The sequence below is a fragment of the Ruegeria sp. AD9 genome, from assembly GCF_056542305.1.
Map to the genome: position 1 here is coordinate 297,525 of NZ_JBQFZP010000003.1, position 24,445 is coordinate 321,969.

Sequence of the window (24,445 nt, forward strand, 5' to 3'; positions counted from 1 at the left end):
ATTTTTGGTTTTGACCAAGTTATAACTGGCATTTTTCCCAAGATCACGTCATTCACGGTGAAATGAGCGAAATTAAGCATAACACGCACTCAGCGGACGCGCAGACCCGATTTGCTCTGCACAAAACCGTGGTTCTGGTGGGGATGATGGGGGCTGGTAAGACAGCCGTGGGCCGCGCTTTGGCCGCGCGTCTGGGTGTTCCCTTTCTGGATAGTGATGCCGAAATCGAATCAGCCGCCAACATGACCATCCCCGAAATCTTTGAGCGGGACGGGGAGCCGTTTTTTCGCACTAAGGAAACACAGGTCATCAGCCGTCTGCTGGACGAGAAAAAAGGCATCCTTTCAACGGGTGGCGGGGCGTTTCTTCAGCCCGACAACCGGCGTATGATCACCTTGCGCGGGGCGTCTGTCTGGCTGCGGGCAGACCTGAAAGTTTTGTGGAGCCGAGTTCGCCACAAGGACACGCGCCCGCTGCTGCGCACTGCTGATCCTTATGCGACATTGAAAGCCCTCTACGAGGCGCGTGTTCCGGTTTACGCGGAGGCAGATTTGATCGTGGATTCGGATGGCGAAACTTCGATCGAGAATATGGTGGACCGGGTTGTCGACGCCTTATTGGCGCGCCCTGATGTTTTGGAAATCAGATAATGCACCAAACAGTACACGTTGAACTTGGAGACCGGTCGTATGACGTTGAGATCGGTCCGGATCTTCTGGCGCGCGCAGGCGATTGGATTGCACCGCTATTGGCGCGCCCCAAGTTGGCCGTCCTGACAGATGAGAACGTCGCTGACCTGCATCTGGACGCGTTGCGTGTAGGTCTGAAAGCCGCCGGAATCGAAATGTCCGCGCTGGCCTTACCCGCCGGTGAGGCAACCAAAAGCTGGCCTCACTTCGAACGCGCGGTTGAGTGGCTGTTGGCTGAAAAGGTTGAACGCAGCGACGTTGTTGTGGCCCTTGGTGGTGGCGTAATTGGTGATCTTGCCGGCTTTGCCGCAGCCGTCCTGCGCCGAGGTGTTCGGTTCGTGCAATTTCCCACGTCTTTGCTGGCGCAGGTCGACAGCTCCGTCGGAGGGAAAACAGGGATCAACGCCCCTCAGGGGAAGAACCTGATCGGCGCTTTTCATCAGCCATCGCTGGTTCTGGCCGATACATCTGTGTTGCAGACCATGACCCAGAGGGACTTTCTTTCAGGGTATGGCGAGGTGGTGAAATACGGCTTGCTTGGGGATGCTGATTTCTTTGAATGGCTTGAGGCGAACGGGCAAAGCGTGTCCTCGGGCGACTTGGCCGCGCAGGTGCGTGCGGTAACCCGCTCGGTTCAGATGAAAGCCGATATCGTGGCCCGGGACGAAACCGAACAAGGCGACCGCGCCCTGCTGAATCTGGGACACACCTTCTGTCATGCCTTGGAGGCTGCCACTGGTTATTCGGACCGTCTTTTGCATGGCGAGGGCGTGGCCATCGGCTGTGCACTTGCGTTCGAGCTTTCGTCCCGCCTTGGGCTGTGTTCACAAGAAGACCCAAGCCGGGTACGTGCGCATCTGCGAGCAATGGGTATGAAAACGGATCTGGCTGATATTCCGGGCGAATTGCCAAGTGCCGAGTCACTGGTGGATCTGATGGGGCAGGACAAAAAGGTCGTGGACGGCCAGCTGCGGTTTATCCTGGCCCGCGGAATTGGTCAGGCTTTTGTGACCTCGGATGTGCCGAAGGATGCAGTCTTATCGGTTCTGTCGGACGCTCTCGCCCCGATGTGACGCAGGGGTTAACGACCCTGAATGACCATCAGCTCGCCGATGTTTTCGCGGGTTATGTAACCGATCATACGACCGCCATGGCTCAGAACTGCAATCGCCGGCGCACCATTGTGCAGGTGTTCCAGTACGTCCTCAAGGCCGGTTGTCAGCAAGACTGCGGGAACGTTGGCATCCATGATCGAGGTCGCGGGCGCAGTTCTGGGCTGGTCGCTTGCCAGGGCAGTGAACAGGCGATCGCGTGTCACAAAACCCAGCAAAGTGTGATTTGAGTCTAGTACCGGAAACTCGTGCTGCGTGGTGTGAATGACGGCTTGCGCGGCTGTGCTCAGCGTATCGCTGGGGGATAGGGCATGAAATTCGGTGATCATCGCGTCACGGGCCAGAACGCGGCGGACAGCGGATCGCAAAGCGACTTCCTGGCTTTCTGCATTGGCCGCAAAGAACACAAATACGGCGATCAGCACAAGAATTGGATTGCCAGAGCTCAGCCCTAGAAATCCAAACCCGATGGCGACAACCTGGCCACCAACGGCTGCAATTCGGGTGGCTTTGACACGATTCATGCGTAAACACAGAAGGGCGCGAAAGACGCGGCCTCCGTCCATTGGGAATGCCGGGATCAAGTTGAAGATGGCCAAAAGCAGATTGATATAGGCCAGCTTGTCCACAATTCTCACATTTGGTGACTCCAATTGCGCGAGGGTCTCAAGCGGCATCCCTGCACCAAGCACGGCAAGGCCAATAAAGATTGCGATATTCACTGCCGGACCCGCAAGCGCCACCAGAACCTCTTGCATCGGTTTTTCCGGCATTCTCTCAAGCCGGGCCAGGCCGCCGATGGGCAGAAGGGTTATGTCGGGGGTTTTGATACCATAACGCCGCGCCATAAGGGCGTGACCGAACTCATGCGCGACAACGCAGGCAAACAGCGCCAGAACAAAGAGAAGGTTCTCAATCGCGGCTGGCATGCCACCGGCTGAGAATGCGGCAAAACCGACCCACGCAAGCAGCAGAAAAAAGGTGACATGGACCCTCAGTTCGGACCCGAGCAATCGGCCGAGAGAGAAGGACCATGTCATATTGTTACTCCGCTTTGGTTAGAACGGAATCTCGTCGTCGTCGATTCCGCCCGAGGCTGGTGCCGGAGAGCTGGATGGGCCGCCGTAGGGGTCACCGTAACCACCTCCGGCCTGGCCGCCACCATAACCGCCGCCGCTGCCGCCACCGCCTTCACTACGACCGTCCAACAGGGTTAGTTCCCCGCGATAGGGGCGCAAGACAACCTCGGTCGTATATCGATCCTGACCGGATTGATCCTGCCATTTGCGGGTTTCCAGCTGGCCTTCGATATAAACCTTGCTGCCCTTGCGCAGATATTGCTCGGCGATGCGGGCCAGCGGTTCCGAGAAGATGGCAACCGAATGCCACTCTGTCCGTTCGCGCCGCTCGCCCGTGTTGCGGTCTTTCCAGTTCTCCGAGGTGGCAATGCGCAGGTTGCACACTTTGCCGCCGTTCTGGAACGACCGGACCTCGGGGTCACGGCCAAGATTTCCCACCAGAATGACCTTGTTGACTGAACCCGCCATGTAAATCCTCGTTCTGTTCTGCGTAAATGCACCGAATCTGGCGCGACTTATTTTTTGAGACCCTATACGGCCTGCATCATGGTTGAAACACAGTTGATACAACACTGTGGAACAAGAGTCTTACTGTACTGTTTACCAAGCTTTCATTTTTTGCGGGAATACCTATACTCCCACTGGTTTTGATCGAGCAGGATAAGCAAAGATGCGTTCTTGGGTTGCTGGGTTTTCCGTTGCCTGCCTTGTATTGGCCGTTGCGCCGGTGCAGGCACAAACATTGTCCAGCAAAAGCCGCAAGGATATTTTCCTGAAACAGGCGAAGGTTCTGGATTCTCGTGCGGCAACCCAGTACCGCGACTCGGCCCGGCTGAAACCCAAAACAACGCGCGATCAGGTCAGCAAACGATATTCAGGAAAATATCGCGGAGAGTATCTGGAAATCGCGCGGCGTGTTGCCCGCCTTCACAACATCCCTGAAGATCTGTTCTTGCGTCTCGTGCAGCAGGAAAGTGGATGGAACCCTCAGGCGAAGTCACATAAAGGTGCGTTGGGATTGGCGCAACTTATGCCACAAACGGCCGAGCTTTTGGGCGTAAACCCGCATGATCCCAAGCAGAACCTCGAAGGCGGTGCCAGATATCTGTCCTGGCAGTACCGCAAGTTCAAATCGTGGCCTTTGGCGCTGGCGGCCTATAACGCGGGACCTGATGCGGTTGAAAAGCATGGTGGTATCCCGCCGTACAAGGAAACCCAGAACTACGTGAAGGTTATCTGGGGCGGCTGAAACCGATGCTGCGCCGCAGAGTGTCGTATTCTTGATTCAGTGTAACGCCTGCAACTAACCTGACAGGGTATCGCCCAGTAACTGGTGAGGCCCCTTATGCCTGCTGATCATCCGCAGATTCCCAAAGAAACGCTGGCAAACTGGCAGCAACTTGTTGATCTGGTCGCAGAACTGGCCGACGTGCCCGCAAGCCTGATCATGAAAACCGACGCGCCGGATCATGCGGTTTTGATCACATCCGATCACCCCGAGAATCCATATCCGGTCGGTCTGAGTTTCCAGTTGAACCCCAAGCTATATTGCCAGGGTGTTCTGGAGCGTGACGGAGAATTGGTGGTCGAGGACGCCAAATGTGATCCGGTTTGGGCGGACAACGACGACCTGGAACACGGAATGACCTTTTACATCGGCTTACCGCTGAAATGGCCCGATGGCTCGGTGTTTGGCACAATCTGTGTTCTGGACCGTAAACAGAACCGGCGGGCCTTGTTGTTCCGAGAGGGGCTGGCGCAGTTCGCGCGCATGGTCGAGTCGGATTTGGCTTTGTTGCAAGAGGTTTATCTGAGACGCGCGTTGGAGGAGAAACTGAACGAAACACTTGCCCAGCTTGAAACGCGTGTTTCGGATCGAACCCGAGAGTTGCAGGAGACGAACACAGCGTTGCGCGTATTGCTCTCAAGTCTCGACGATGACCGCAAGAACCGGGATCACGAAATCGTCGAGCAGGTTCGAAGCAGAGTTTTGCCGTATCTTGAAAAGGTTCGGGCGCAGCTTTCCGGCGACGAGGCGCAATTTGTCTATCTTGAGCTGGCCGAAAAGAACCTGAACGAGATCACATCTTCGCTGTCTGACAAGTTGACGGATGCCTTCGCGGCAATGACCCCGACCGAAATGGAAATTGCACAGATGGTCATGTTTGGGAAAACCACAAAGGACATTGCCAAGGCCCTGTCCCGAGAGACGTCGACAATCGATTTTCACCGCAACAACATTCGTCGAAAACTAGGACTTGAGGGACGGGATCAAAACCTGCGCAGTCATTTGCTCTCGATTTCGTGAATGCCGAATATGGGGATTGCCCCCATATTTCACCCCCATTTTTTCGGTCTGAGCCGATGTGCTTTGGCTTGTTACCCTCTGGGTTGAGGTGCGGAAAAACGGCGCACGTCCAACAGAGAGGTACAAAGATATGGATCGCAAGGATCTGAAACCGACCATCCTGAAAGGGGACAGGGATCATCTGGCACCGGGGCTGTCTCGGCGGTCATTTTTCATGGCGGCAGGTGCTGCCGGTGTTGGCGCGACAGCTTCAGTGCTGGGGGCAAAACCGGCCGAGGCGCAATCGCAAGCCTGGTTGCAGCCAGGAAACAATAACCACGTGATCGACCTGCAGGGATCGACGGGTCAGGCCAGTGCCGGAGTTGTCGGTATCGACTATTATGGCCATTGCGCCATAAAGATCACCTCGCCCAACGGCGCAACGGTCCTGTTCGACCCCTGGCGTGATGACCCGTCGGGCGCGTGGGGGCTTTGGTTCCGCAATGAATTCCCCCAGATCCCGGTGGACATTACCTTGTCGACACATGCGCATTTCGATCACGACGCGATCGAACGACCAAGCTCGACCATGGTGCTGGACAGGATGGTGGGCAATTTCGAGTTCGCCGATATCAAGATCACCGGTTTTGCAGATAAACATGCCTGCGTGGCGCCGGGGTGGTACAACTGGACCAATGCACTGGCCGAGTTTGGGGTCGAAGCCTGCCCACCGAACAATGTGGGTCATATGGATATGGTGGTCTATCTGGTGGAAACAGGCGGCATTCGTACGCTGATCTGGGGTGATAATCGCCACAATCCGCCTCAGGAGTTTTGGGACGCCGTCGGACAGGTCGATGTTCTGACCCTACCGGTAGACGGGTCGCAACATATCCTGAGTTTCGATCAGGGTAATGACATCGTGGCCAAGCTAAAGCCCAAGATCATTATCCCAACCCATTACCTGAACGAAGTCACGTCTTACACGCTGACCACGCTGCAATCTGCGGACGAGTGGGTAAAGGGGCAGAAAAGCTATCAGATGCTTGACAGTGCCAGCCTGAAACTGGAGGCCGGAGAGATTTCAGGCATGGATCAGGAGTTCATGCATTTCGGCAACAACGTCATGACCGGCTGAGAGTCTTGTAGGGAACCACCACTCACAAGCGTCGCCGGTCTCCTCGTGACACGCGGCGCTCACAGAAAGGGCCGGTCAACGACCGGCCCTTTCCAGTAAAGATCCGCAAACCTATTCAGCCGCGACTTTGATCACGGGTTGCATCCGTGCCAGCACCTCTTCGGACAAGTGGCACTTTACCTGATGACCCTCGGCCAATGTCTGCACTGGCGGTACATGCGACTCACAGCGACCGTCAGGCACTTCGGACTTCCAGCGACACCGTGTCTGGAACGGGCATCCCGGTGGCGGGTTCATGGCCGAAGGGATATCACCCTCCAGTACGATGTGCTGCTTTTCGACCGATGTATCGGCGATGGGAACAGCACTCAGCAGCGCTTCGGTATAAGGGTGGTAGGGGGGTGCAAAAACCTGGTCAGTTGTGCCCAGCTCGACCACGTGGCCCAGATACATCACCATTACCCGGTCGCTGAGGTATCGCACGATGGAAAGGTCATGGCTGATGAACAGCAACGTGGTTTTGTGCACGCGCTGAATTTCCATCAGCAGGTCGGTCACCGCAGCTTGCACGGAAACGTCCAGCGCTGATACGGGCTCGTCGGCCACCACGATGCGCGCATCACCAGCAAAGGCGCGCGCGATACCAACGCGTTGCTTCTGGCCACCTGACAGCTGACGCGGCATCCTGTCTGCAAAGGCGCGCGGAAGTTTCACCAGATCCAGCAGTTCCAGCATCCGCTTCTTGCGATCGGCCTCGGAATTACCAACACCGAAGATCTCCAATGCCCGGATGATCTGGCGCCCGACGGTCATCGACGGGTTCAGCGTGTCGAACGGGTTCTGAAACACCATCTGAACTTCACCAACGGTCTTTGCGTCACGCTCTTCTATGGGCACTTGTTCGATATTGCGGTTGTCCAGAAGGATCTGCCCGTCCGTGGCCGTCTCAAGACCCATCAAAACTTTGGCGAACGTGGATTTGCCGCAACCGGATTCGCCCACAATGGCCAACGTCTCGGATTCATGCGCCTCGAAACTGAGCGTTTCGTTTGCTTTCACAACCTTCTTTTCGCCACCGCCGAACAGGGCGTTTGCCGCAACCTCATAGTATTTCTTGAGGTTGTCCATCTTCAGAACGACCCTGCCGATCTCACCTTTCTCTTTCTGTTCACCCACCGTGATCGGTGCGTTCCAGTCGATCTCTTTGAATTTCAGGCAACGGGTATGGTGCCGGTCATTTCCGGGAACCGCCTCCATCAGGATGTCCTTGGCGTCACAGCGACCCTCTTCGAAATAGTCGCAGCGCGGGCCGAAATTACAACCAGGGGGCCGCTCATGGGGTAGAGGAAAGTTCCCCGGTATAGCCACCAGCGGGCGCGAATTCTTGTCGGCCCCCGGCAGCGGGATCGACCGGAACAGGGCCTGCGTATAAGGATGCTGCATCTCATCAAACACATCCTTGATCGAGCCGCGCTCGACCGCCTCACCTGAATACATGACGCAAAGCCGGTCGCAGGTTTCCAGAACCAGACCGAGGTTGTGCGAAATGAACAGCATCGAAGTGCCGTATTTCTTTCCCAGATCCTTCACCAGTTCGACCACGGCAGCCTCAACCGTCACGTCAAGTGCCGTCGTTGGCTCATCAAGGATCAGCAGCGCCGGTTTTGACATCAGTGCCATCGCGATCACGATCCGCTGTTGCTGACCGCCTGACAGCTGGTGCGGGAACGAGTTGAGCATTCGCTCTGGGTCCGGCAGGCGCACATCGGTGACAACTTCCAGAGCGCGCGAATACGCTTCTTCTGCGCTGACGCCCTCGTGAATCATGGGCACTTCCATCAGCTGCTTGCCGATCTTCATCGCCGGGTTCAGCGAGGCCATCGGCTCCTGATAGATCATCGCGATCTCATTGCCGCGTATGTCGCGCAATTCATCTGAACTCATTTCCGCCAGATCACGACCCTTGAACTTGATCGTACCGCCAACGATGCGACCGTTTTTACCAAGGTCCTGCATGACGCCCAGCGCCACCGTGGATTTACCGCAACCAGATTCACCGACCAGACCAACAGCTTCACCGGGTTGGACGCTGACTGAGAAATCCATCACAGCCGGAATTTCCCGCAGGCGGGTAAAGAAGGAAATCGACAGCTTGTCGATCTCAAGGATCGGGCCGTCATAATCCGCCATCTTGCTCATCTTGTATCTCCTCACCAGATCGAGGGGATCCTCTTCATCTGGCTAAAAATATCTCGGGGGGTCCGGGGGGCTAGCCCCCCGGGCGCTTTCACATCAGTCCTTCAGGCTTTCTTCGCGCAACCCGTCGGCCAGCAGGTTCAGACCCAGAACCAGCGTCAACAAGGCCAGCGCGGGCGGCAGAGCAGGGTGCAGGTAGATCGACAAAAGCTTGCGCCCCTCGTTGATAGTCGACCCCCAGTCAGGGCTTTCGGGCGGCAGACCCAGCCCAAAGAAACCTAAGGTTCCCAGAAGAATGGTGGTATAGCCAATACGCAAGCAGAAATCGACGATCAGCGGACCCCGCGCATTGGGCAGGATTTCCCACAGCATGATGTACCACGGACCCTCGCCACGGGTTTGTGCTGCCGCCACGTAGTCCCGTGTTTTGATGTCCATCGCCAGTCCGCGCACGATGCGGAACACGGTGGGCGAATTCACAAAGACCACCGAAACAAAGACCACCAGAATACCGCCTGGAATATCGAAAAGATCCAGATAGGTCGGCAGACCCCAGATACGATAGGCGTCGGTATTGATGATATAGCCACCGGTCGAAATCAGAGACAGGTAGAACCAACCCGCAACCCCCAAAACTCCGATCAGCAGCGGTGTTCGGAAGTTCGGTCTGGTATAGTAGCGTGAGTTCAGCAGCACGCCGAGGAATATGATAGGGAATACGAACAAGACAGCCGCCATGTAGTTCGGCACACCGGTCGCAACGATCTCAGGCGTGACCAGCAGATAGAACAGCAGGATCACCGGGAAGGCCAGGATCAGGTTTGCAAGGAAGGACAGCAAAGTATCCAGCCGACCACCGTAGTAGCCTGCCGGCAGACCCAGCGTGATGCCAACCATGAAGGCAAATATCGTGGCAAGCGGGGCGATCTGAACAACAATCCAAGCCCCTTTGACCATTCGGCTGAACACGTCGCGGGCCAGGTTGTCGCCACCCAGCAGATACCAGGCGTATTGACCGTCCTCCAGATTGGACAGTGGCGTCCCTGGCACTTTGTTCTTCATGCCCGAGACCTGCGACAGCGGATCATGTGTAACGATCAGATCCATCGCGCCGAAAATCCCGGTGAAGACCCAGAACATCACAAGGCCAAAGCCAATCATGCCGATTGGACTGTCAAACAGTTTGCCGTAGAGGCCAAGCTTGCGTTTGAAAGCGATCGACATGGCATAAAGGATGATCAAAGACACCCATACGGGCAAAAACTGCTGGGACATGGCGCCAACTATTCCGGCGCTGGTGCCCATCAGAACGCCTAGCACAATATAGGCGACTGCGAGTCCTACACTGGCCAGGAAACTGTAACGCAGCGCCAATTGTATCAGTGTCCGCAGGCCTGAGCTTGAGCTCAACGTACCGTCCGGGTTCACCGTCATCTGGTCTTCGGGCAGCACGATGCTGGCCAGCATCCATACGGCAATAGACAAGAGCATCAGCGCAAGGCCAAGTGCAAAAAGCGGGTTCAGGAAGGCAATAGAGCCGGTCCAGGTAAGTGGTTCCATGATCTAACCCTCCTTAAGAAATGCGGATGCGCGGGTTGAGGTAGACATAGCCGATATCAGAGATCAGCTGGGTCACCAGCACCACAAAGACCGACACGACCGAAATCGCCAGTAACAGCTGAATGTCGTTATTGCCCGCGGCCTGAACCAGCGCCCAGCCGAAGCCCTTGTAGTTGAACAGGGTCTCGACGATCACCACGCCATTCAGCAGCCAGGGGAATTGCAGCATGATGACGGTGAAGGGTGCGATCAGCGCATTACGCAGCGCATGTTTCATGACGATATTGGGGAAGGAAACACCTTTCAGACGCGCCGTCCGGATATATTGGGCGGTCATCACTTCAGTCATCGAGGCGCGGGTCATCCGGGCAATATAACCCATCCCATAAAGCGCAATGGTCAGGACCGGCAGGAAGAAGTTTTCAAAGGTCGGGTTCTCCATCGCTTGCGTGGCCGTACCCTTGAACCACTTCAATCCAACTGCAGAAGAGGTAAAGATGGCGATAAAGATCACGCCCGAGACGTATTCCGGTGTCGCCGTCGTTGTGATGGCGAAGGTCGACAACGTCCTGTCGGTGGCAGATCCTTCTTTCATTCCTGCCAAAACACCAAGGATCAACGCAGACGGAACCATCAGCAGCATGACCCAGAGCATCAGACGGCCAGTCAGAGCCAATCTGTTGCCAACAACGGTCGAAACCTCTTCTTTGAAGACAGTCGAATAGCCCCAATACCCTTGCAGGATTCCGCAAAAACTCGGAGATTCCTCGGCGGTTTTGCCCGGCAGAATGCATCTTCCCTGAACGGTTCCGTCTTCATTCGTGTACCGATATGAGGGCAGGACACCCAGCCATTCGCCGTATTTTATCGGAGTGGATTGGAGGTAACCATTTTTGTTCAGGTAGCTCTCAACCTGCTCATCCGACATCCGAAAGTTGCCCTGCGTTTTCGCTAGCTTTTCGAGGTTCGGATAGAGGTTGGTTAAGAAGAAAACCAGGAATGTCAGACACAATGCCGTCAACAGCATAATGCCAACGCGCCTTAGAATGAAAAGTCCCATATTTGCCCCTGTGGGTCGGCTAGCGCGGGTTTCATGGAACGCCACGCTTAGCTGTTATTATTTGTTCGCCGCATTCAGGACGAAGAAGCCGCGCCGAGGTGGCGCGGCCTTTTGCTTTTTGGCTCAGGACGTAAAGCCGAACTTATAAAGCTGCGGCAGGTCAGCGATATGCTTTTCAACACCCACCAAATTGTCGCGATGATGGCGCATCGCAGTCCGCCAATAAGGTTGGATCGTGACACCTTCGTCGATCATGATCGCCTGCAGTTTGGCCATCACTTCGCGACGCTTATCCACGTCAGCGATCGAGTTTGCTTCAGACAACAAGGCGTCGAACTCTGCATTGGCGAAACCTGATTCATTCCAGGCAACACCTGACTTGTAGGCCAGCGCCAGAACCTGGGTGCCCAATGGGCGGTGGTTCCAGTTCGTCGACGAGAAGGCGTATTTCGTCCAGTCGTTCCAGAAAGTTGATCCCGGCAGAACTGTGTGCTTGGCCTTGATGCCAGCGTCGTTCAGTTGCGCTACAACCGCAGCTGTGGTGTTACGACGCCAGTCATCGTCGATCGATTGCACTTCATGCTCAAAGTCACCCATACCCGCTTCGTCCATCAGGGCTTTCGCGCCGGCAGGATCATACGGAATGCGAGTTACGGCCGAGTCATGTTCAGGGTGCATTGGCCCGACGTGGCAGTTGTCAGCCGGAATGCCATAACCCGACATACCCAGTTCCAGACACACTTCGTTGTCCACCGCCATAGCTAAAGCCTGACGAACGCGCTTGTCGCCGTAGATTTTGTTACCGTTTTCGTCCTCCGCCAACTGGTTCGGGCGGATAACGATGGTGAAGCCCGACGGGATTTCCGAGCGCACAAGCCCAATGCCGTCGAAGATGTCGACGAATTCGCCAACAGACTCCCAGTTCATGTCGATCTCTTCGGCCTCATAAGCCGCAAGGAATGCAGCCGGGTCAGTGCCGTAGTCGATGAACTCGATGCGGTCTATATAGCCGCCTTTGCCGACCTCATAACCCCACCATTCGAAGCCTTCGTTGCGCACCAGTACGCCTTTGACGCCAACTTCGTGGCTGTCGGGCAGCATGAAGCCTGTGCCGACCGGGTTTGAAAGCATGTCGTTTGCATCAAAGCTGCTATGAACGATAGGAGCGGGATAGTCCGCCATGCCCGGGATGATCGTGATGTCAGGCGCGTTGCACTTCAGTTTGACAGTATGGGAGTCGACAACGGTGATTGCACCGTCCGCAGCTTGCTGAGTGCTTTCGTCGATAAGCGACGCCATACGCGATGCCATCGAGTTGCCTTCCAGACCAGCGTCACACCATCCAGCGATGTTGCGGGCCACGTCTTCGGCTGTGAAATCGTCGCCATTGTTCCACTTTACGCCCTTGCGAACGTTCAATGTGTATTCGGTGGCATCGGCGTTAGCTTCCCAGCTTTCCAGCAGCATCGGCTTGAACGAGCCATCGTTGTTGTATTCGACGAGGTACTCCAGCCAGCCTGCTGTGAAAGTAGCAATTTGCGTCCAGTCATAAGTCCGCGGATCTTTGAGCGCACGCACTTCCATCTGATAGCGGATGGTGCCGCCGCGCTGCGGCTCTTGCGCCGCCGCAGGCGACTGCAGACCGATCAATCCATAGGCTGCCGGTACCGCGACACCCAGCGCCGTCGCGCGGGCCAGAAATTCCCGGCGGCTAAGCTTGCCGTCACGGTATTCCTGCGCGTGCATCTCGGCCGCCCAGTGCACCTTGTCTGTGGTGATTGCCGTATTGGTCATAAATGTCTCCCTGTGACATTGATTTTGTTGATTTGTTATTGTTCTAAGCGACACGGGCTTGTCCTGTCGAAAGAAAGAAGGGTTCCGGTTTTTGGACTCTGTGCATCCCCATGCCGCTATTCGGCACCAGAATTCACTTAACGTCAACGTTCGGAATCGACATAAAATGCACAAAAGCGACGTTCCCGCAGTGTTGATACTTTGGCGCGGATTTTGTCATGTGGCGCTTCGTCAGGAGAAATCCTTACGGAGATTCTGTGTCAAATCACTGATAACAGACGAAAAACTAATTCGTTTCCGTTGATCCGTTTACTTTGGTTGTCAAATCTTGTGGAATGAACAACACTAGATATCACTTTGAGAAATCAACGTGATTCCATGTTTTCATTCTGGCCCGGAACCACGTGCGTTGGCGTTTGGCAAATTGCCTGGTCGAGATTGTGGCCCTTTCACGGGCCTGATCCAAAGTCAGTTTTCCATCCAGATAGGCCATAAGCTCTGGCACACCAATGGCTTTGCAGGCGGGAAGAACGGGGTCGAAACGATCCCGCATGGCGCGAACTTCGTCGATTGCGCCCAGTTCCAGCATCTGGTCAAAACGGCGTTCAATCCGGTTCAGAAGCCACGCTTTGTCGACGTCGAAAACGATTGGAACCACATCTTTCAGCCGTAAGATTGGCGGTGGAGTATCGGCCTGCCAGGACATCAGGCTGCGCCCCGTGGCACGCTGCACTTCCCAAGCGCGCTGCACGCGCGCGCGGTTCTGTATATCCAGACCAGCCAGAGTCTGTTCGTCAACCCCGGCAACAAGATCAGCAAGGGTCAGTAAGTTTGCTTCGGCCCGCACCTGCACTGGGGTAGCAGGGATCTCGGCCATGCCTTCGGTCAGGGCCGTGAAATACAATCCTGTGCCGCCGACGATGATTGGCCGCTGGCTCCCGGTCAGCAGTGGCACCACTTCACGCAGCCAGTGACCGGCTGAATAATCCTGATCATAGGCGATGTGACCATAGAGCAGATGCGGTGCGCGTTCTTCTTCTTCGGCAGATGGTCGGGCCGAAATCACGCGCCAACAATCATAAACCTGACTTGCATCGGCATTGACGATGACCCCGCCATGGCGTTCGGCGATCTCCAGTGCCAGCGCTGATTTCCCGGATGCTGTGGGCCCTGCAATCAGGACAGGCTTGTCATCGGGAATAGGGGGCAATTGCCGAAATATCGCGTCTGTTGATCGCCGGGTCATATGCGGTTGCCTCAATCCTCACCAACCGCATTGAACCTGCGGAGCTTTTGCTTCATTTTGCGCCGGAAATTAACCCCGTGCCAGCCCGGAGCGCAACATGAGCCTTTCCCCGTCTTCTGAAACTGCCGAAACCCCGAAAACCACATACAAACGTGTCATGTTGAAAATTTCAGGAGAGGCATTGATGGGGGATCAGGGCTTTGGCCTGCACCCTCCAACCGTTCAGCGCATCGCGCAAGAGGTGAAATCGGTTCACGATCTGGGTGTTGAGATCTGCATGGTTATCGGTGGCGGAAACATTTTCCGGGGCCTGAGTGGGTCTGCTCAGGGTATGGAGCGGACGACAGCAGACTATATGGGGATGTTGGCCACGGTGATGAACGCACTGGGTATGCAATCTGCCCTGGAAGAGATTGGGGTGTTCACCAGGGTCATTTCGGCCATTCGCATGGATGAAGTGTGCGAGCCGTATATCCGCCGCCGCGCCGTACGACACCTTGAAAAGAAAAGGGTTTGCATCTTTGCGGCCGGCACCGGCAACCCGTATTTCACCACCGACACCGCGGCGACCTTGCGCGCCAATGAAATGGCGTGTGAGGCGATTTTCATGGGCAAGAACGGTGTCGACGGCGTCTACGACAAGGATCCCAAACAACATGCCGACGCGGTGCGTTATGACACGGTCACCTATGACGACGTTCTAGCCAAGCGGTTGCGGGTCATGGATGCGTCAGCCATCGCGCTGGCGCGTGACAACAACCTGCCTCTGATCGTCTTTGGTCTGGATGAGCCCGGAGGTTTCCGTGGTATTCTTGCAGGCGAGGGGACATATACCAAAGTTCAGGGTTGAGGCCCGAACGAGACCTGCCCCAGAGTGTTAGAAATTCAGCCCCGGCAACCCCGCCGGGCTTTTTCTTTTGCTTCAGCTTGACGGTCGCGGATGGTGCTGTCTAAGTAGCGTTGTCCTTCCGAAGTGAAGGGCTGCCCGGTGTTTCGTCAGCTCATGGCGCAAGCACAGGCTGGGCTGGAAGACCTGCCATGATTTCTGAGATGTCCGGAAACATGAGCGGGCATCTTGTTGATATGACAGCACAACTAAGGAGCAATGAGGCATGAGCTCTCTGGATATCAATTTCGTTCGGGCACAGTTTCCGGCTTTTTCCGAACCCAGCCTGAAAGGACAGGCGTTTTTTGAGAATGCGGGCGGGTCATATACCTGCAAGCCGGTGATCGACCGGTTGACGCGGTTCTATACGCAGCGAAAGGTTCAGCCCTACGCCCCTTATGAGGCCAGCCGTCTTGCAGGTGCCGAGATGGATGAGGCACGCGTGCGCATGGCCGCCATCCTGGGTGTTGAAACCGATGAGCTGAGCTTTGGCCCTTCGACGACACAGAATACCTATGTTTTGGCACAGGCGTTCAGGCAATGGATGAAACCTGGCGAGGCGATTGTCGTGACCAATCAGGATCACGAGGCAAATTCGGGCCCATGGCGTCGTCTGGCCGAGGCAGGGATTGAAGTGCGGGAGTGGCAGATCGATCCTGAAACCGGATCACTGAACCCGCAGGATCTGGAAAATATGCTGGACGAAAAAGTGCGTCTGGTCTGTTTCCCGCATTGTTCCAATGTCGTTGGAGAGATTAACCCGGTCACCGAGATCACTGCGATTGCCCACGCGGCTGGTGCATTTGTCTGCGTGGACGGCGTATCTTACGCCCCGCATGGGTTTCCGAATGTTGGCGATTTGGGGCCGGATATCTATCTGTTTTCAGCCTATAAAACTTTTGGCCCGCATCAAGGCTGCATGGTCATTCGCCGAACACTGGGAGAGTTGCTGCCCAACCAAGCGCACTACTTCAACGCCGACGTTCTTTACAAGCGCTTTACCCCGGCAGGCCCGGATCATGCTCAGATTGCGGCAAGTGCAGGTATGGCCGATTACGTCGAGCTCCTGTGCACGCATCACGGTGGGCCTGACGCCGGTGCAGCAGAGCAGGGTGCCTTTGCCCATGACCTGATGCGCGCGCATGAGGTGTCCTTACTTCAACCGGTTCTGGATGCGGTAAAGGACCGCAACGCGGTACGTCTGATCGGCACTTCAGATGCCACCCGGCGTGCGCCGACGGTAGCGCTGTCGCTGAACCGTCCCGCTGAGTCAGTTGCAGCAGAACTGGCGCAATACGGTGTTATGGCGGGGGGAGGCGACTTTTATGCTGTGCGCCCATTGCAAGCGATGGGCGTGGATCTGGCACAGGGCGTTTTGCGGGTCAGCTTTACACATTATACCTCGCAGCAGGAGATTGATCAGCTTTTGGAGGCGCTTGAACACGTTTTGTGATCCACTCAGCTTGGGGCTTCGTAGAACGAAGAAAACCTCAGGGTGGATATGGAAAACGAGCGGTCTCCGATCATCTTATGGTACCGACGGGATCTGCGCCTGTCGGACCATCCGGCATTGACTGCTGCTGTTGCAAGCGGCCGTCCGATCATACCAGTCTTTGTTCATGACCTTCTTGTGCAACACCTTGGCGCGGCCCCAAAATGGCGGTTGGGGTTGGGTCTGGAGGTCTTTTGCGACGCTCTGACGAGGCTTGGTAGCCGTCTGATCCTGCGGCGTGGCGATGCGCTTGAGCAATTGCGGACACTTGTCAAAGAGACGGGCGCAAAGGCTGTCTATTGGTCGCGGGCCTATGATCCAGCGTCGATCAGACGCGATACACAGATCAAAACGGCGCTGACCGAACTGGGTGTAAGCGCAAAGTCCTTTCCTGGTCATTTGCTTTTTGAGCCCTGGACGGTATCAACAAAACAGGGCCAGCCGTTTCGTGTCTACACCCCTATGTGGCGCGCGGTTCAGCGGCGGGACGTGCCCGCGCCGGATGCGTTGGTGTCACGCTTGGCAGCGCCAGCGACTTGGCCTTCCAGTGACAGACTTAGCACCTGGCAGATGGGTGCGGACATGAATCGGGGTGCTGCAATCGTGCGTCCCCATGTCCAACCCGGCGAGCAGGCCGCCCGCGATCGCCTTGAGCACTTTCTCGACCATGTCCCCCGTTATTCCACTGACCGTGACCGATTGGATTTGGAAGGAACATCAAACCTGTCAGAATACCTTTCATTGGGCGAGATCGGGCCACGTACAGTCTGGCACAGGGTTCAACAGGCTGCGATGATGGGAACCCCCGGCACTGAGGCATTTCTGCGGCAGATGGTCTGGCGTGAGTTTGCCTATCACCTGATGTATCACTCACCGCATCTGCTGACCGAAAACTGGAAAGCGGAATGGGATGATTTCCCCTGGAACGTCGATCCGCACCATCCTGAAGTTGCCGCCTGGAGGCAGGCCCGAACCGGAATTCCTGTCGTCGATGCTGGCCTGCGACAGATGTATGTGACAGGCCGTATGCATAATCGGGCCCGGATGATTGTTGCCAGCTACCTGACCAAACATCTGATGACACACTGGAAAATCGGGATGAGTTGGTTCGAGGATTGCCTGATTGACTGGGACCCGGCCTGTAACACCATGGGCTGGCAGTGGGTTGCTGGGTCAGGCCCCGACGCGGCACCTTTCTTTCGCATATTCAACCCTCAAACGCAGGCGGAAAAGTTTGATCCGCAGGGGTCTTACCTGCGGCGCTGGATCGCCGAAGGCCAGACGAAACCCAGTGACATTGCGCTTTCTTATTTTGCTGCGGTTCCCCGGTCATGGAACCTGTGTCCGCAGGCGGATTATCCCGAACCTGTCGTGAAACTGGCGGACGGTCGAAACCGCGCCTTGCGTGCGTATGAAAGCCGAAAATCCCACTAAGGAACTGAAAACTTGCCAGAAACAAAATCGCGCCCTAGCCTGATAACTGTACCGCAGAGGGGAGAGCGGATGGTGCTGACGACGACAGAGGGGCAGTCGGATCTGCCCAGGTATTTCGCCCAGGTCTTCAAGATGCTGACCCGAATGGAGTCGGGGCGGTTGGACATTACATTGCCCGATGGCCGCACTTTTCGCGCTGAAGGGCCCAAGGCAGGGCCCGTCGCCCAGATCGACATTCACAACGGAGATGTTTTTGCCCGCCTGATCCGCGAAGGCGAACTGGGTTTTTCTGATGCCTACCTTGAGGGACATTGGAGCACGCCAGACCTCCGCTCATTCATGGATCTGGTCCATTTGGGGTCTGAGACCGTCTATGACGGATTTACTGGGAAATTTATTGTTCAGGCCTATGAACGGCTGCGGTTCTGGCTTCACCGTAATAACAGGACGCAGGCGAAGAAGAATATCTCGTACCACTATGATCTAGGTAACGACTTCTACGGTTTGTGGCTGGATGACACGATGACCTATTCCAGTGCCATTTTTGAGACCGGGCAAGAAAGTCTGGAGAAGGCGCAAACTGCCAAATACGCCAGCCTTGTCGATGAGATGGGGGCCAAACCCGGCGACCACATTCTGGAAATCGGATGCGGATGGGGCGGTTTTGCCGAATATGCCGCGAAAGAACGGGGCCTGCATGTAACCGGCCTTACGATCAGTGAGGAACAATTTAAATATGCGAAAGAGCGTATTGAAAAAGCAGGGCTTTCGGATCAAGTGACGTTCAAGTTGCAGGACTATCGCGACGAGCGTGGACAATATGATGGCATCGCCTCAATCGAGATGTTCGAGGCGGTGGGCCAAAAATACTGGCCGGTTTATTTTGAAACCGTTCGTGAGAGACTGAAGCCGGGGGCACAAGCGACCTTGCAAATCATAACGGTGGGTGACCACCGCTGGGATTACTACAAGAACGGCGTAGATTTCATTCAGAAATACATCTTTCCGGGCGGAATGCTCCCATCACCTTCGATCCTGCGGCAGCAGATCAATCAGGCCGGTCTGAATGTGGTGAAGTCGAAAGAATTCGGCAAAAGTTATGATCTGACACTGCGGAGATGGTATGAAACGTTCAACGCAAAATGGGAACAGATCGCAGATTTGGGGTTTGATGAGCGTTTTCGCCGCATGTGGAATTATTATTTGACTGCCTGTGGCGCAGCCTTTGACACGCGCAATTGCGATGTGACACAGATCACCGTAGTAAAGCAAGTTAACTGACGGACCGTTATATGCCCACTGCCTCGCGTCTCGTAGCCGCCATTTGCCTCATCGTGCTGGCCTTCATTGTCTCTGGCATGATCATCGAAAACGGTGAAGAAGGTAAGGATTATGGGTACTTTACCGTGGTCAACATGGCCCTTGGTGCGGTTTGCGGGTGGGGCATCATGGGTAAGCGGGCCGGGCGCGGTTGGACTGCTGCGATCAACAATGGGCTGACCGGTGTCGCCTCGATGATTTTCTGGGCGCTGTTCGTGCAGGGCTGTTATGAAATGTTCCGGCTTGCCATGCGCAATCGTTACGGTGGCCCGTTCGAGGCCATACTGGCCATTTTCAAAATCGGGATTGAGTACGGTAAGCTGCTGATTTATCCGGAAATCCTGATTGCATTCCTGATTGGTGCCGTTGTCTCGGGGCTGGCCACAGAACAGGCCAACCGTTCGTGGCGCTGATCCGTTTCCTTACATGAGAGATCGAATTTGTCTGATTTGTTTTTTTATGGAACGCTGCGGCACTTGCCGTTGTTGGAACGCGTTCTTGGCCATCCTCTGAGCGAAAGCAAAGCACGGCCCGCCCGACTTCGAGGCCATGCTGTCCATTCTGTTCAGGGGCAGGATTTCCCGATGATCCTGGAAACGGAAGGCGCCAGTGCCGAAGGGTTGCTCGTGCAGGACTTGTCGCCTGAGGATCTGGCCAGGCTGGATTATTACGAAGGGTCTTTCGACTATAATCTGAAGCCTTTGAAAGTCGAATTAGAAGACGGGACCGAGGCCGAAGCGCAGGTCTTTTTTCCGGCACCCGATGCATGGAGACCGGGTGATTTGTGGTCGCTTCAGAACTGGGCGGACAGATTGGGCGAACTCACAACGCTCGCAGCTGAGGAAGAGATGGCCTATTTCGGGAAGGTCGCCCCCCGGGTCATGGCCCGCAGTATTCGCGCCACGCAAACGCGTGCCTGGTCGAAGATTATGGCCGGGCAGCGGCGAACCGGTGATCCGCGGGACATTGCAAAAGACGTGATCGTGCATCGCCATGACCGGGTGTATCTCGATTATTTCGGGATGGAGGAAATCGATCTGCAACACCGGCGGCATGACGGCAGCATGGGTCCGGTGCTGCGCCGTGGAAGCTTGTTGCAGGGCAGTGCGGTCGGCGTTCTGCCCTATGATCCGGTCCGTGATACCGTTTTGATCGTGGAACAGTTCAGACCGCCGGTTTTCCTGAACAACGATCCGGAACCCTGGCTTTGGGAAGCGGTGGCCGGGATGATTGATCCGGGCGAGACACCCGAACAGGCCGCGCATCGCGAGGCGATGGAGGAGGCGGGTATTCGTTTTGACAGGCTGGAATATGCCGGCGGGGCCTATACCTCGAGCGGATCTTCCACCGGGTTCATGTATCTTTATGTTGGTCTGGGTGAGTTGACACACACCACAATCACTGGCGGCCTGGACACAGAAGGTGAAGACATCCGCAGTCAAATCTTGCCGTTCGATGAATTCATAGACTTGACGGATCGTCATGTTTTCAAGGATCTACAATTGGTGTCTCTGGCTTATTGGCTGGCCCGCCATCGGGACAGATTGCGCGGGTGACTATCCTGCTTGTGGTCGCGGCGGTGCGGCTGTAAATCTTCGATGGTACAAACGACAAGGGGCCGTCATGCGCATTGCACGAGATCTTGCTGACGCAGTAGGAAAAACACCGTTGATCCGGCTGCGCCGCATCAGTGAAAAAACTGGTTGCGAAATTCTCGGCAAAGCCGAATTCATGAACCCCGGTCAATCCGTCAAGGACCGTGCTGCACTCTTTATTATCCGTGATGCCATTGCGCGGGGCGATTTGAAGCCCGGCGGCACCATTGTGGAAGGCACCGCAGGCAATACCGGTATTGGCCTGGCGCTGGTGGGTGCGTCAATGGGGTTCAAGACCGTGATTGTGATCCCGGAGACCCAGTCGGAAGAAAAGAAAGACATGCTGCGGCTGGCAGGTGCACAACTGGTTCAAGTTCCGGCCGCACCTTATCGCAACCCCAACAATTTCGTGCATTATTCCCGCCGTCTGGCCGAGGAATTGGCGCAGACCGAACCCAATGGGGCGATCTGGGCCAACCAGTTTGACAACGTGGCGAACCGTCAGGCCCATGTTGAAACCACAGGGCCCGAAATCTGGGAACAAACAGCAGGTAAGGTCGACGGGTTTATCTGTGCTGTCGGGTCGGGCGGTACGTTGGCCGGGGTTGCCGAAGCGTTGCAGCCCAAGGGTGTGAAAATCGGTCTGGCCGATCCTATGGGTGCGGGTCTCTACTCTTACTACACCACCGGTGAAATCGCGATGGAGGGCGGATCGATTGCCGAAGGTATCGGACAGGTGCGGATAACAAAGAACCTGGAAGGGTTCACGCCGGATCATTCCTATCAGATCACTGACACCGAGGCGTTGCCCTATATCTTTGACCTGCTCCGTGAAGAGGGGCTGGTTATGGGCGGGTCAACCGCGATCAACATGGCGGGCGCCGTGCGTCTGGCCAAGGAAATGGGGCCGGGCCACACGATTGTGACTGTCCTTTGCGACTATGGCACGCGGTATCAGTCCAAGCTGTTCAACCCGGATTTCCTGCGCGAGAAAGAATTGCCGGTGCCGGATTGGATGACCGAAGCACCGCGCAGCATTCCCGGCGTTTTCGAGGACGTGTGATGCCTGGGCAGGTTCGCCTGTTTCTGACACTGGTATTCCTGTGTCTTGTCGGGCTCGCAGGCGGTGCTGTCGCGCAGCTGACCGACAGGCAAAGTGAGTATTACCGGGGCTGGATAAAAACGGCTGACCGTGCCGAGTCCGTGATTGAAGCGAACCGTGCGTCAAACGCTGCGTTTGAGAATTTACGTTCTGAAATAAACGGTTACCGAGAGGACTTTAACAAGGCACGCAGCGCCAACACAGACCGTATCGCAACGCTGGAAAGCCAGATCAAGGCGCTTGGTCCGAAACCCGAAGGGGACGCGGCCGAACCTGAAGACATCGCTAAATTGCGAACTCATCTTAATGAGCAGCTCAACAGTTTGCGGGTGCCGCGCATCATTTCCGAAGAAGCTTATACCCGCGCAAATGGATTGATCAGTGAAATCGATCGGATCATCCGGACGCGGCAGACAAAACAATTCTTTGAGCGCGGGCCGTCACCGATCAACCCCGTATATTGGGGACCTGCATGGCAAGACGTAAAAGAGGCGCTTCAGAGCCTGACAAATGAAACAATTACCAACCTGCGTTCGGACGTAGTGAAAGAACGTATCCGTGATCGTGGCTTGGGAATCCTGTTTCTGGTGATCCTGGCCGCGGTTTTACTGATCTTCGGCAAACGTTGGTCCGAGCGGGGCGGCGACTATCTGAGGTTGCTGGGCGGAGCGGGCACTGGTGTTTGGTCCTTCATCATTTCTCTGTTGCGGATTCTGTTGCCATGGATCGGTGTCGTTGCCGCCATCGCCGCGATCAGTCTTTCGGGTATTCCGGGTCTGCGGGGCAGTTTGTTGCTGGAAAAAATCCCCTACTGGGCGGCAATTGCCTTCTTCTACGACTGGATTGGCCGACAGATTTACGTGATTGGCGCTTCACAAGGATTCAAGCGCCTGTCTGCTGCTCGGATTACCGAATTGCGGATATACATTGATCTGTTGGCTTTGATGTTGATCCTGCACGAACTGGCGCTTCTGTTTCAGCAGATCGAAAACGTCTCGGATGCGACCCGTGCGGTTATTAGCTTTCCCGTGATCGTCGGAACGGCATTGCTTTTGCTCCGCGTGCGGCAGACCCGAACGAACGACCGCCTGCTGGACCAGACGGCGTCTACGCGGGCCGCCGGATTCAGCCAGTTGTTGGAATTCCTGCGCAAGGCCATGTTCCTGCTGGGGATTGCAACACCCGTTCTGGCAATCGCCGGGTATACCAATGCGGCCGAAGCGATCGTGTTTCCGGCGGTAAAAACGCTGGTTCTGATTGCCGTATTGGCAATTATTCAACGGTTCGTCAGCCAGATATACGGATGGATCACAGGGCAGGGCGACGCTGCGCGCGACTCTCTTTTTTCAGTCTTGGTGGGCTTTGCACTGGCCATCGTCGCGCTGCCTGTTCTGGCGATATACTGGGGTGCGCGTGAAACGGACCTGCTTGAGGTGTGGTCACGTCTGCTGCTTGGCTTTGACATCGGCGGTGTCATGATCTCGCCCAGCAATTTCCTGACATTTATCGCTGTATTCGCAATCGGATATACGCTGACACGGTTGTTGCAAAGCGGGTTGCGCAACTCGCTGTTGCCCAAAACCAGCATCGATCCGGGCGGGCAGAATGCGATTGTCGCTGGCTCGGGGTATATCGGGATCTTTCTGGCTGCGTTGGCAGCGATCATGGTCGCGGGGTTCGACCTGTCATCGCTGGCAATTGTTGCTGGTGCACTGTCTGTCGGTATTGGCTTTGGCCTGCAAACGATTGTGTCCAACTTTGTGTCCGGCATCATCCTTCTGGTGGAACGGCCAATCTCCAAGGGTGACTGGATTGATGTGAACGGGATGATGGGCTACGTACGTGACATTTCCGTCCGCTCGACCCGTATCGAGACGTTCGACAGATCGGATGTGATCATTCCCAACTCGGACCTGATCAGCGGTGTTGTCACCAACTATACGCGTGGCAATACAATCGGCAGGGTGATTGTTCCGGTCGGCGTCGCATATGGCACTGATACGCGTCTGGTCGAGACCATCCTGAGTGAGGTTGCGAACAACCACCCGATGGTTTTGGCCAACCCGGCACCCAGTGTGGTGTTTCAGGGGTTTGGAGCGGATGCATTGGATTTTGAAATCAGGGCGATCCTGCGGGATGTGAACTGGGTTCTGTCCGTCAAATCCGACATGAACCACGAAATCAACCGACGCTTCCTTGAAGCAGGCATCGAGGTGCCGTTTGCACAGCGTGATATCTGGTTGCGTAATCCCGAAGCTTTGCAGACCTCAAACAAGGTGAAAGCGGCTGGTTCTGCGTCCAAACAGAAGGCAGATGAGTCGACGACAAGAGAGCCAGTTGAACTGACCGAATCTGATCTGGACCCCGACGCTGGCGATGAATTCTGACGACCTGTCCGAAAGCTGAAGGGTAGTCTTTCCGGTGGTTTGACGCACCGGAAAGGCGACCGGATTTA

Annotated in this window: 20 protein-coding genes; 13 read left to right on the top strand and 7 right to left on the bottom strand. The window is 55.8% G+C overall.

Going from position 1 to position 24,445, the window contains the following annotated elements; genetic code table 11:
- The first annotated feature begins 62 nt into the window (after nt 1–62).
- On the top strand, nt 63–650 hold the full coding sequence (locus ACR0AM_RS06830) for a shikimate kinase (RefSeq protein WP_480493332.1): 588 nt from the start codon (nt 63–65) through the stop codon (nt 648–650).
- A complete protein-coding gene (gene aroB, locus ACR0AM_RS06835; protein WP_480622473.1) occupies nt 650–1,762 on the top strand; it encodes a 3-dehydroquinate synthase in 1,113 nt (370 codons plus the stop codon). Before ACR0AM_RS06830 ends, aroB begins: the two co-directional genes overlap by 1 nt.
- 8 nt (nt 1,763–1,770) lie before the next feature.
- Here the strand turns inward: aroB and ACR0AM_RS06840 are convergent, their stop codons facing one another.
- Together ACR0AM_RS06840 and ssb are read right to left on the bottom strand one after the other, a co-directional pair.
- Nucleotides 1,771–2,841: a site-2 protease family protein gene (locus ACR0AM_RS06840; protein ID WP_480622474.1), complete on the bottom strand. Its 1,071-nt coding sequence runs from the start codon at nt 2,839–2,841 to the stop codon at nt 1,771–1,773.
- Between the two features lie 18 nt (nt 2,842–2,859).
- Nucleotides 2,860–3,348, bottom strand: a complete 489-nt coding sequence (gene ssb / locus ACR0AM_RS06845) for a single-stranded DNA-binding protein (protein ID WP_209504119.1) — start codon at nt 3,346–3,348, stop codon at nt 2,860–2,862.
- 202 nt (nt 3,349–3,550) lie between these two features.
- Between ssb and ACR0AM_RS06850 the strand changes: the two genes are divergently transcribed.
- From ACR0AM_RS06850 to ACR0AM_RS06860, 3 genes are all read left to right on the top strand, one after another.
- Nucleotides 3,551–4,129 carry a lytic transglycosylase domain-containing protein gene (locus tag ACR0AM_RS06850; RefSeq protein ID WP_267363904.1) on the top strand — a complete coding sequence of 193 codons (579 nt, stop codon included), beginning with the start codon at nt 3,551–3,553 and terminating at the stop codon, nt 4,127–4,129.
- Between the two features lie 96 nt (nt 4,130–4,225).
- Nucleotides 4,226–5,188, top strand: coding sequence for a LuxR C-terminal-related transcriptional regulator (locus tag ACR0AM_RS06855; protein WP_267363905.1), 963 nt, complete (start codon nt 4,226–4,228; stop codon nt 5,186–5,188).
- A 130-nt stretch (nt 5,189–5,318) separates the two neighbouring features.
- Entirely contained in the window at nt 5,319–6,305 is a 987-nt protein-coding gene (locus tag ACR0AM_RS06860) for an MBL fold metallo-hydrolase (RefSeq protein WP_480622475.1), read from the top strand.
- A gap of 111 nt (nt 6,306–6,416) precedes the next feature.
- On the opposite strand, the gene ACR0AM_RS06865 is transcribed toward ACR0AM_RS06860, so the two are convergent.
- The 5 genes from ACR0AM_RS06865 to miaA form a co-directional block, all read right to left on the bottom strand.
- Nucleotides 6,417–8,504 (bottom strand): dipeptide ABC transporter ATP-binding protein, encoded by a 2,088-nt coding sequence (locus tag ACR0AM_RS06865; protein WP_480472418.1) that lies wholly within the window; start codon nt 8,502–8,504, stop codon nt 6,417–6,419.
- Between the two features lie 93 nt (nt 8,505–8,597).
- The gene (locus tag ACR0AM_RS06870; RefSeq protein ID WP_480622476.1) at nt 8,598–10,061 is read right to left on the bottom strand and encodes an ABC transporter permease; all 1,464 of its coding nucleotides are present in this window, start codon (nt 10,059–10,061) and stop codon (nt 8,598–8,600) included.
- A 13-nt stretch (nt 10,062–10,074) separates the two neighbouring features.
- Nucleotides 10,075–11,121 (bottom strand): ABC transporter permease, encoded by a 1,047-nt coding sequence (locus ACR0AM_RS06875; protein ID WP_480622477.1) that lies wholly within the window; start codon nt 11,119–11,121, stop codon nt 10,075–10,077.
- 123 nt (nt 11,122–11,244) lie between these two features.
- Complete coding sequence (locus ACR0AM_RS06880; RefSeq protein ID WP_480622478.1) at nt 11,245–12,915, bottom strand: ABC transporter substrate-binding protein; 1,671 nt, start codon at nt 12,913–12,915, stop codon at nt 11,245–11,247.
- A 352-nt stretch (nt 12,916–13,267) separates the two neighbouring features.
- Nucleotides 13,268–14,161: a tRNA (adenosine(37)-N6)-dimethylallyltransferase MiaA gene (gene miaA / locus ACR0AM_RS06885; protein WP_480516798.1), complete on the bottom strand. Its 894-nt coding sequence runs from the start codon at nt 14,159–14,161 to the stop codon at nt 13,268–13,270.
- A 97-nt stretch (nt 14,162–14,258) separates the two neighbouring features.
- On the opposite strand from miaA, the gene pyrH reads away from it, so the two are divergent.
- The 8 genes from pyrH (at nt 14,259) to ACR0AM_RS06925 (ending at nt 24,377) form a co-directional block, all read left to right on the top strand.
- On the top strand, nt 14,259–15,011 hold the full coding sequence (gene pyrH, locus ACR0AM_RS06890; protein ID WP_209504110.1) for a UMP kinase: 753 nt from the start codon (nt 14,259–14,261) through the stop codon (nt 15,009–15,011).
- A 262-nt stretch (nt 15,012–15,273) separates the two neighbouring features.
- A complete protein-coding gene (locus tag ACR0AM_RS06895; RefSeq protein ID WP_480481213.1) occupies nt 15,274–16,500 on the top strand; it encodes an aminotransferase class V-fold PLP-dependent enzyme in 1,227 nt (408 codons plus the stop codon).
- Nucleotides 16,501–16,548: 48 nt separating this feature from the next.
- Nucleotides 16,549–17,973: a cryptochrome/photolyase family protein gene (locus ACR0AM_RS06900; protein ID WP_480622510.1), complete on the top strand. Its 1,425-nt coding sequence runs from the start codon at nt 16,549–16,551 to the stop codon at nt 17,971–17,973.
- A 69-nt stretch (nt 17,974–18,042) separates the two neighbouring features.
- Nucleotides 18,043–19,254: a class I SAM-dependent methyltransferase gene (locus tag ACR0AM_RS06905; protein ID WP_480472431.1), complete on the top strand. Its 1,212-nt coding sequence runs from the start codon at nt 18,043–18,045 to the stop codon at nt 19,252–19,254.
- Between the two features lie 11 nt (nt 19,255–19,265).
- Nucleotides 19,266–19,706, top strand: a complete 441-nt coding sequence (locus ACR0AM_RS06910) for a TrgA family protein (protein WP_480472433.1) — start codon at nt 19,266–19,268, stop codon at nt 19,704–19,706.
- 27 nt (nt 19,707–19,733) lie between these two features.
- On the top strand, nt 19,734–20,849 hold the full coding sequence (locus tag ACR0AM_RS06915) for an NUDIX domain-containing protein (RefSeq protein WP_480622479.1): 1,116 nt from the start codon (nt 19,734–19,736) through the stop codon (nt 20,847–20,849).
- A 67-nt stretch (nt 20,850–20,916) separates the two neighbouring features.
- Nucleotides 20,917–21,951: a cysteine synthase A gene (locus ACR0AM_RS06920; protein ID WP_480622480.1), complete on the top strand. Its 1,035-nt coding sequence runs from the start codon at nt 20,917–20,919 to the stop codon at nt 21,949–21,951.
- Nucleotides 21,951–24,377: a DUF3772 domain-containing protein gene (locus tag ACR0AM_RS06925; RefSeq protein WP_480622481.1), complete on the top strand. Its 2,427-nt coding sequence runs from the start codon at nt 21,951–21,953 to the stop codon at nt 24,375–24,377. The genes ACR0AM_RS06920 and ACR0AM_RS06925 overlap by 1 nt, the downstream gene beginning before the upstream one ends.
- Nucleotides 24,378–24,445: the final 68 nt, after the last annotated feature.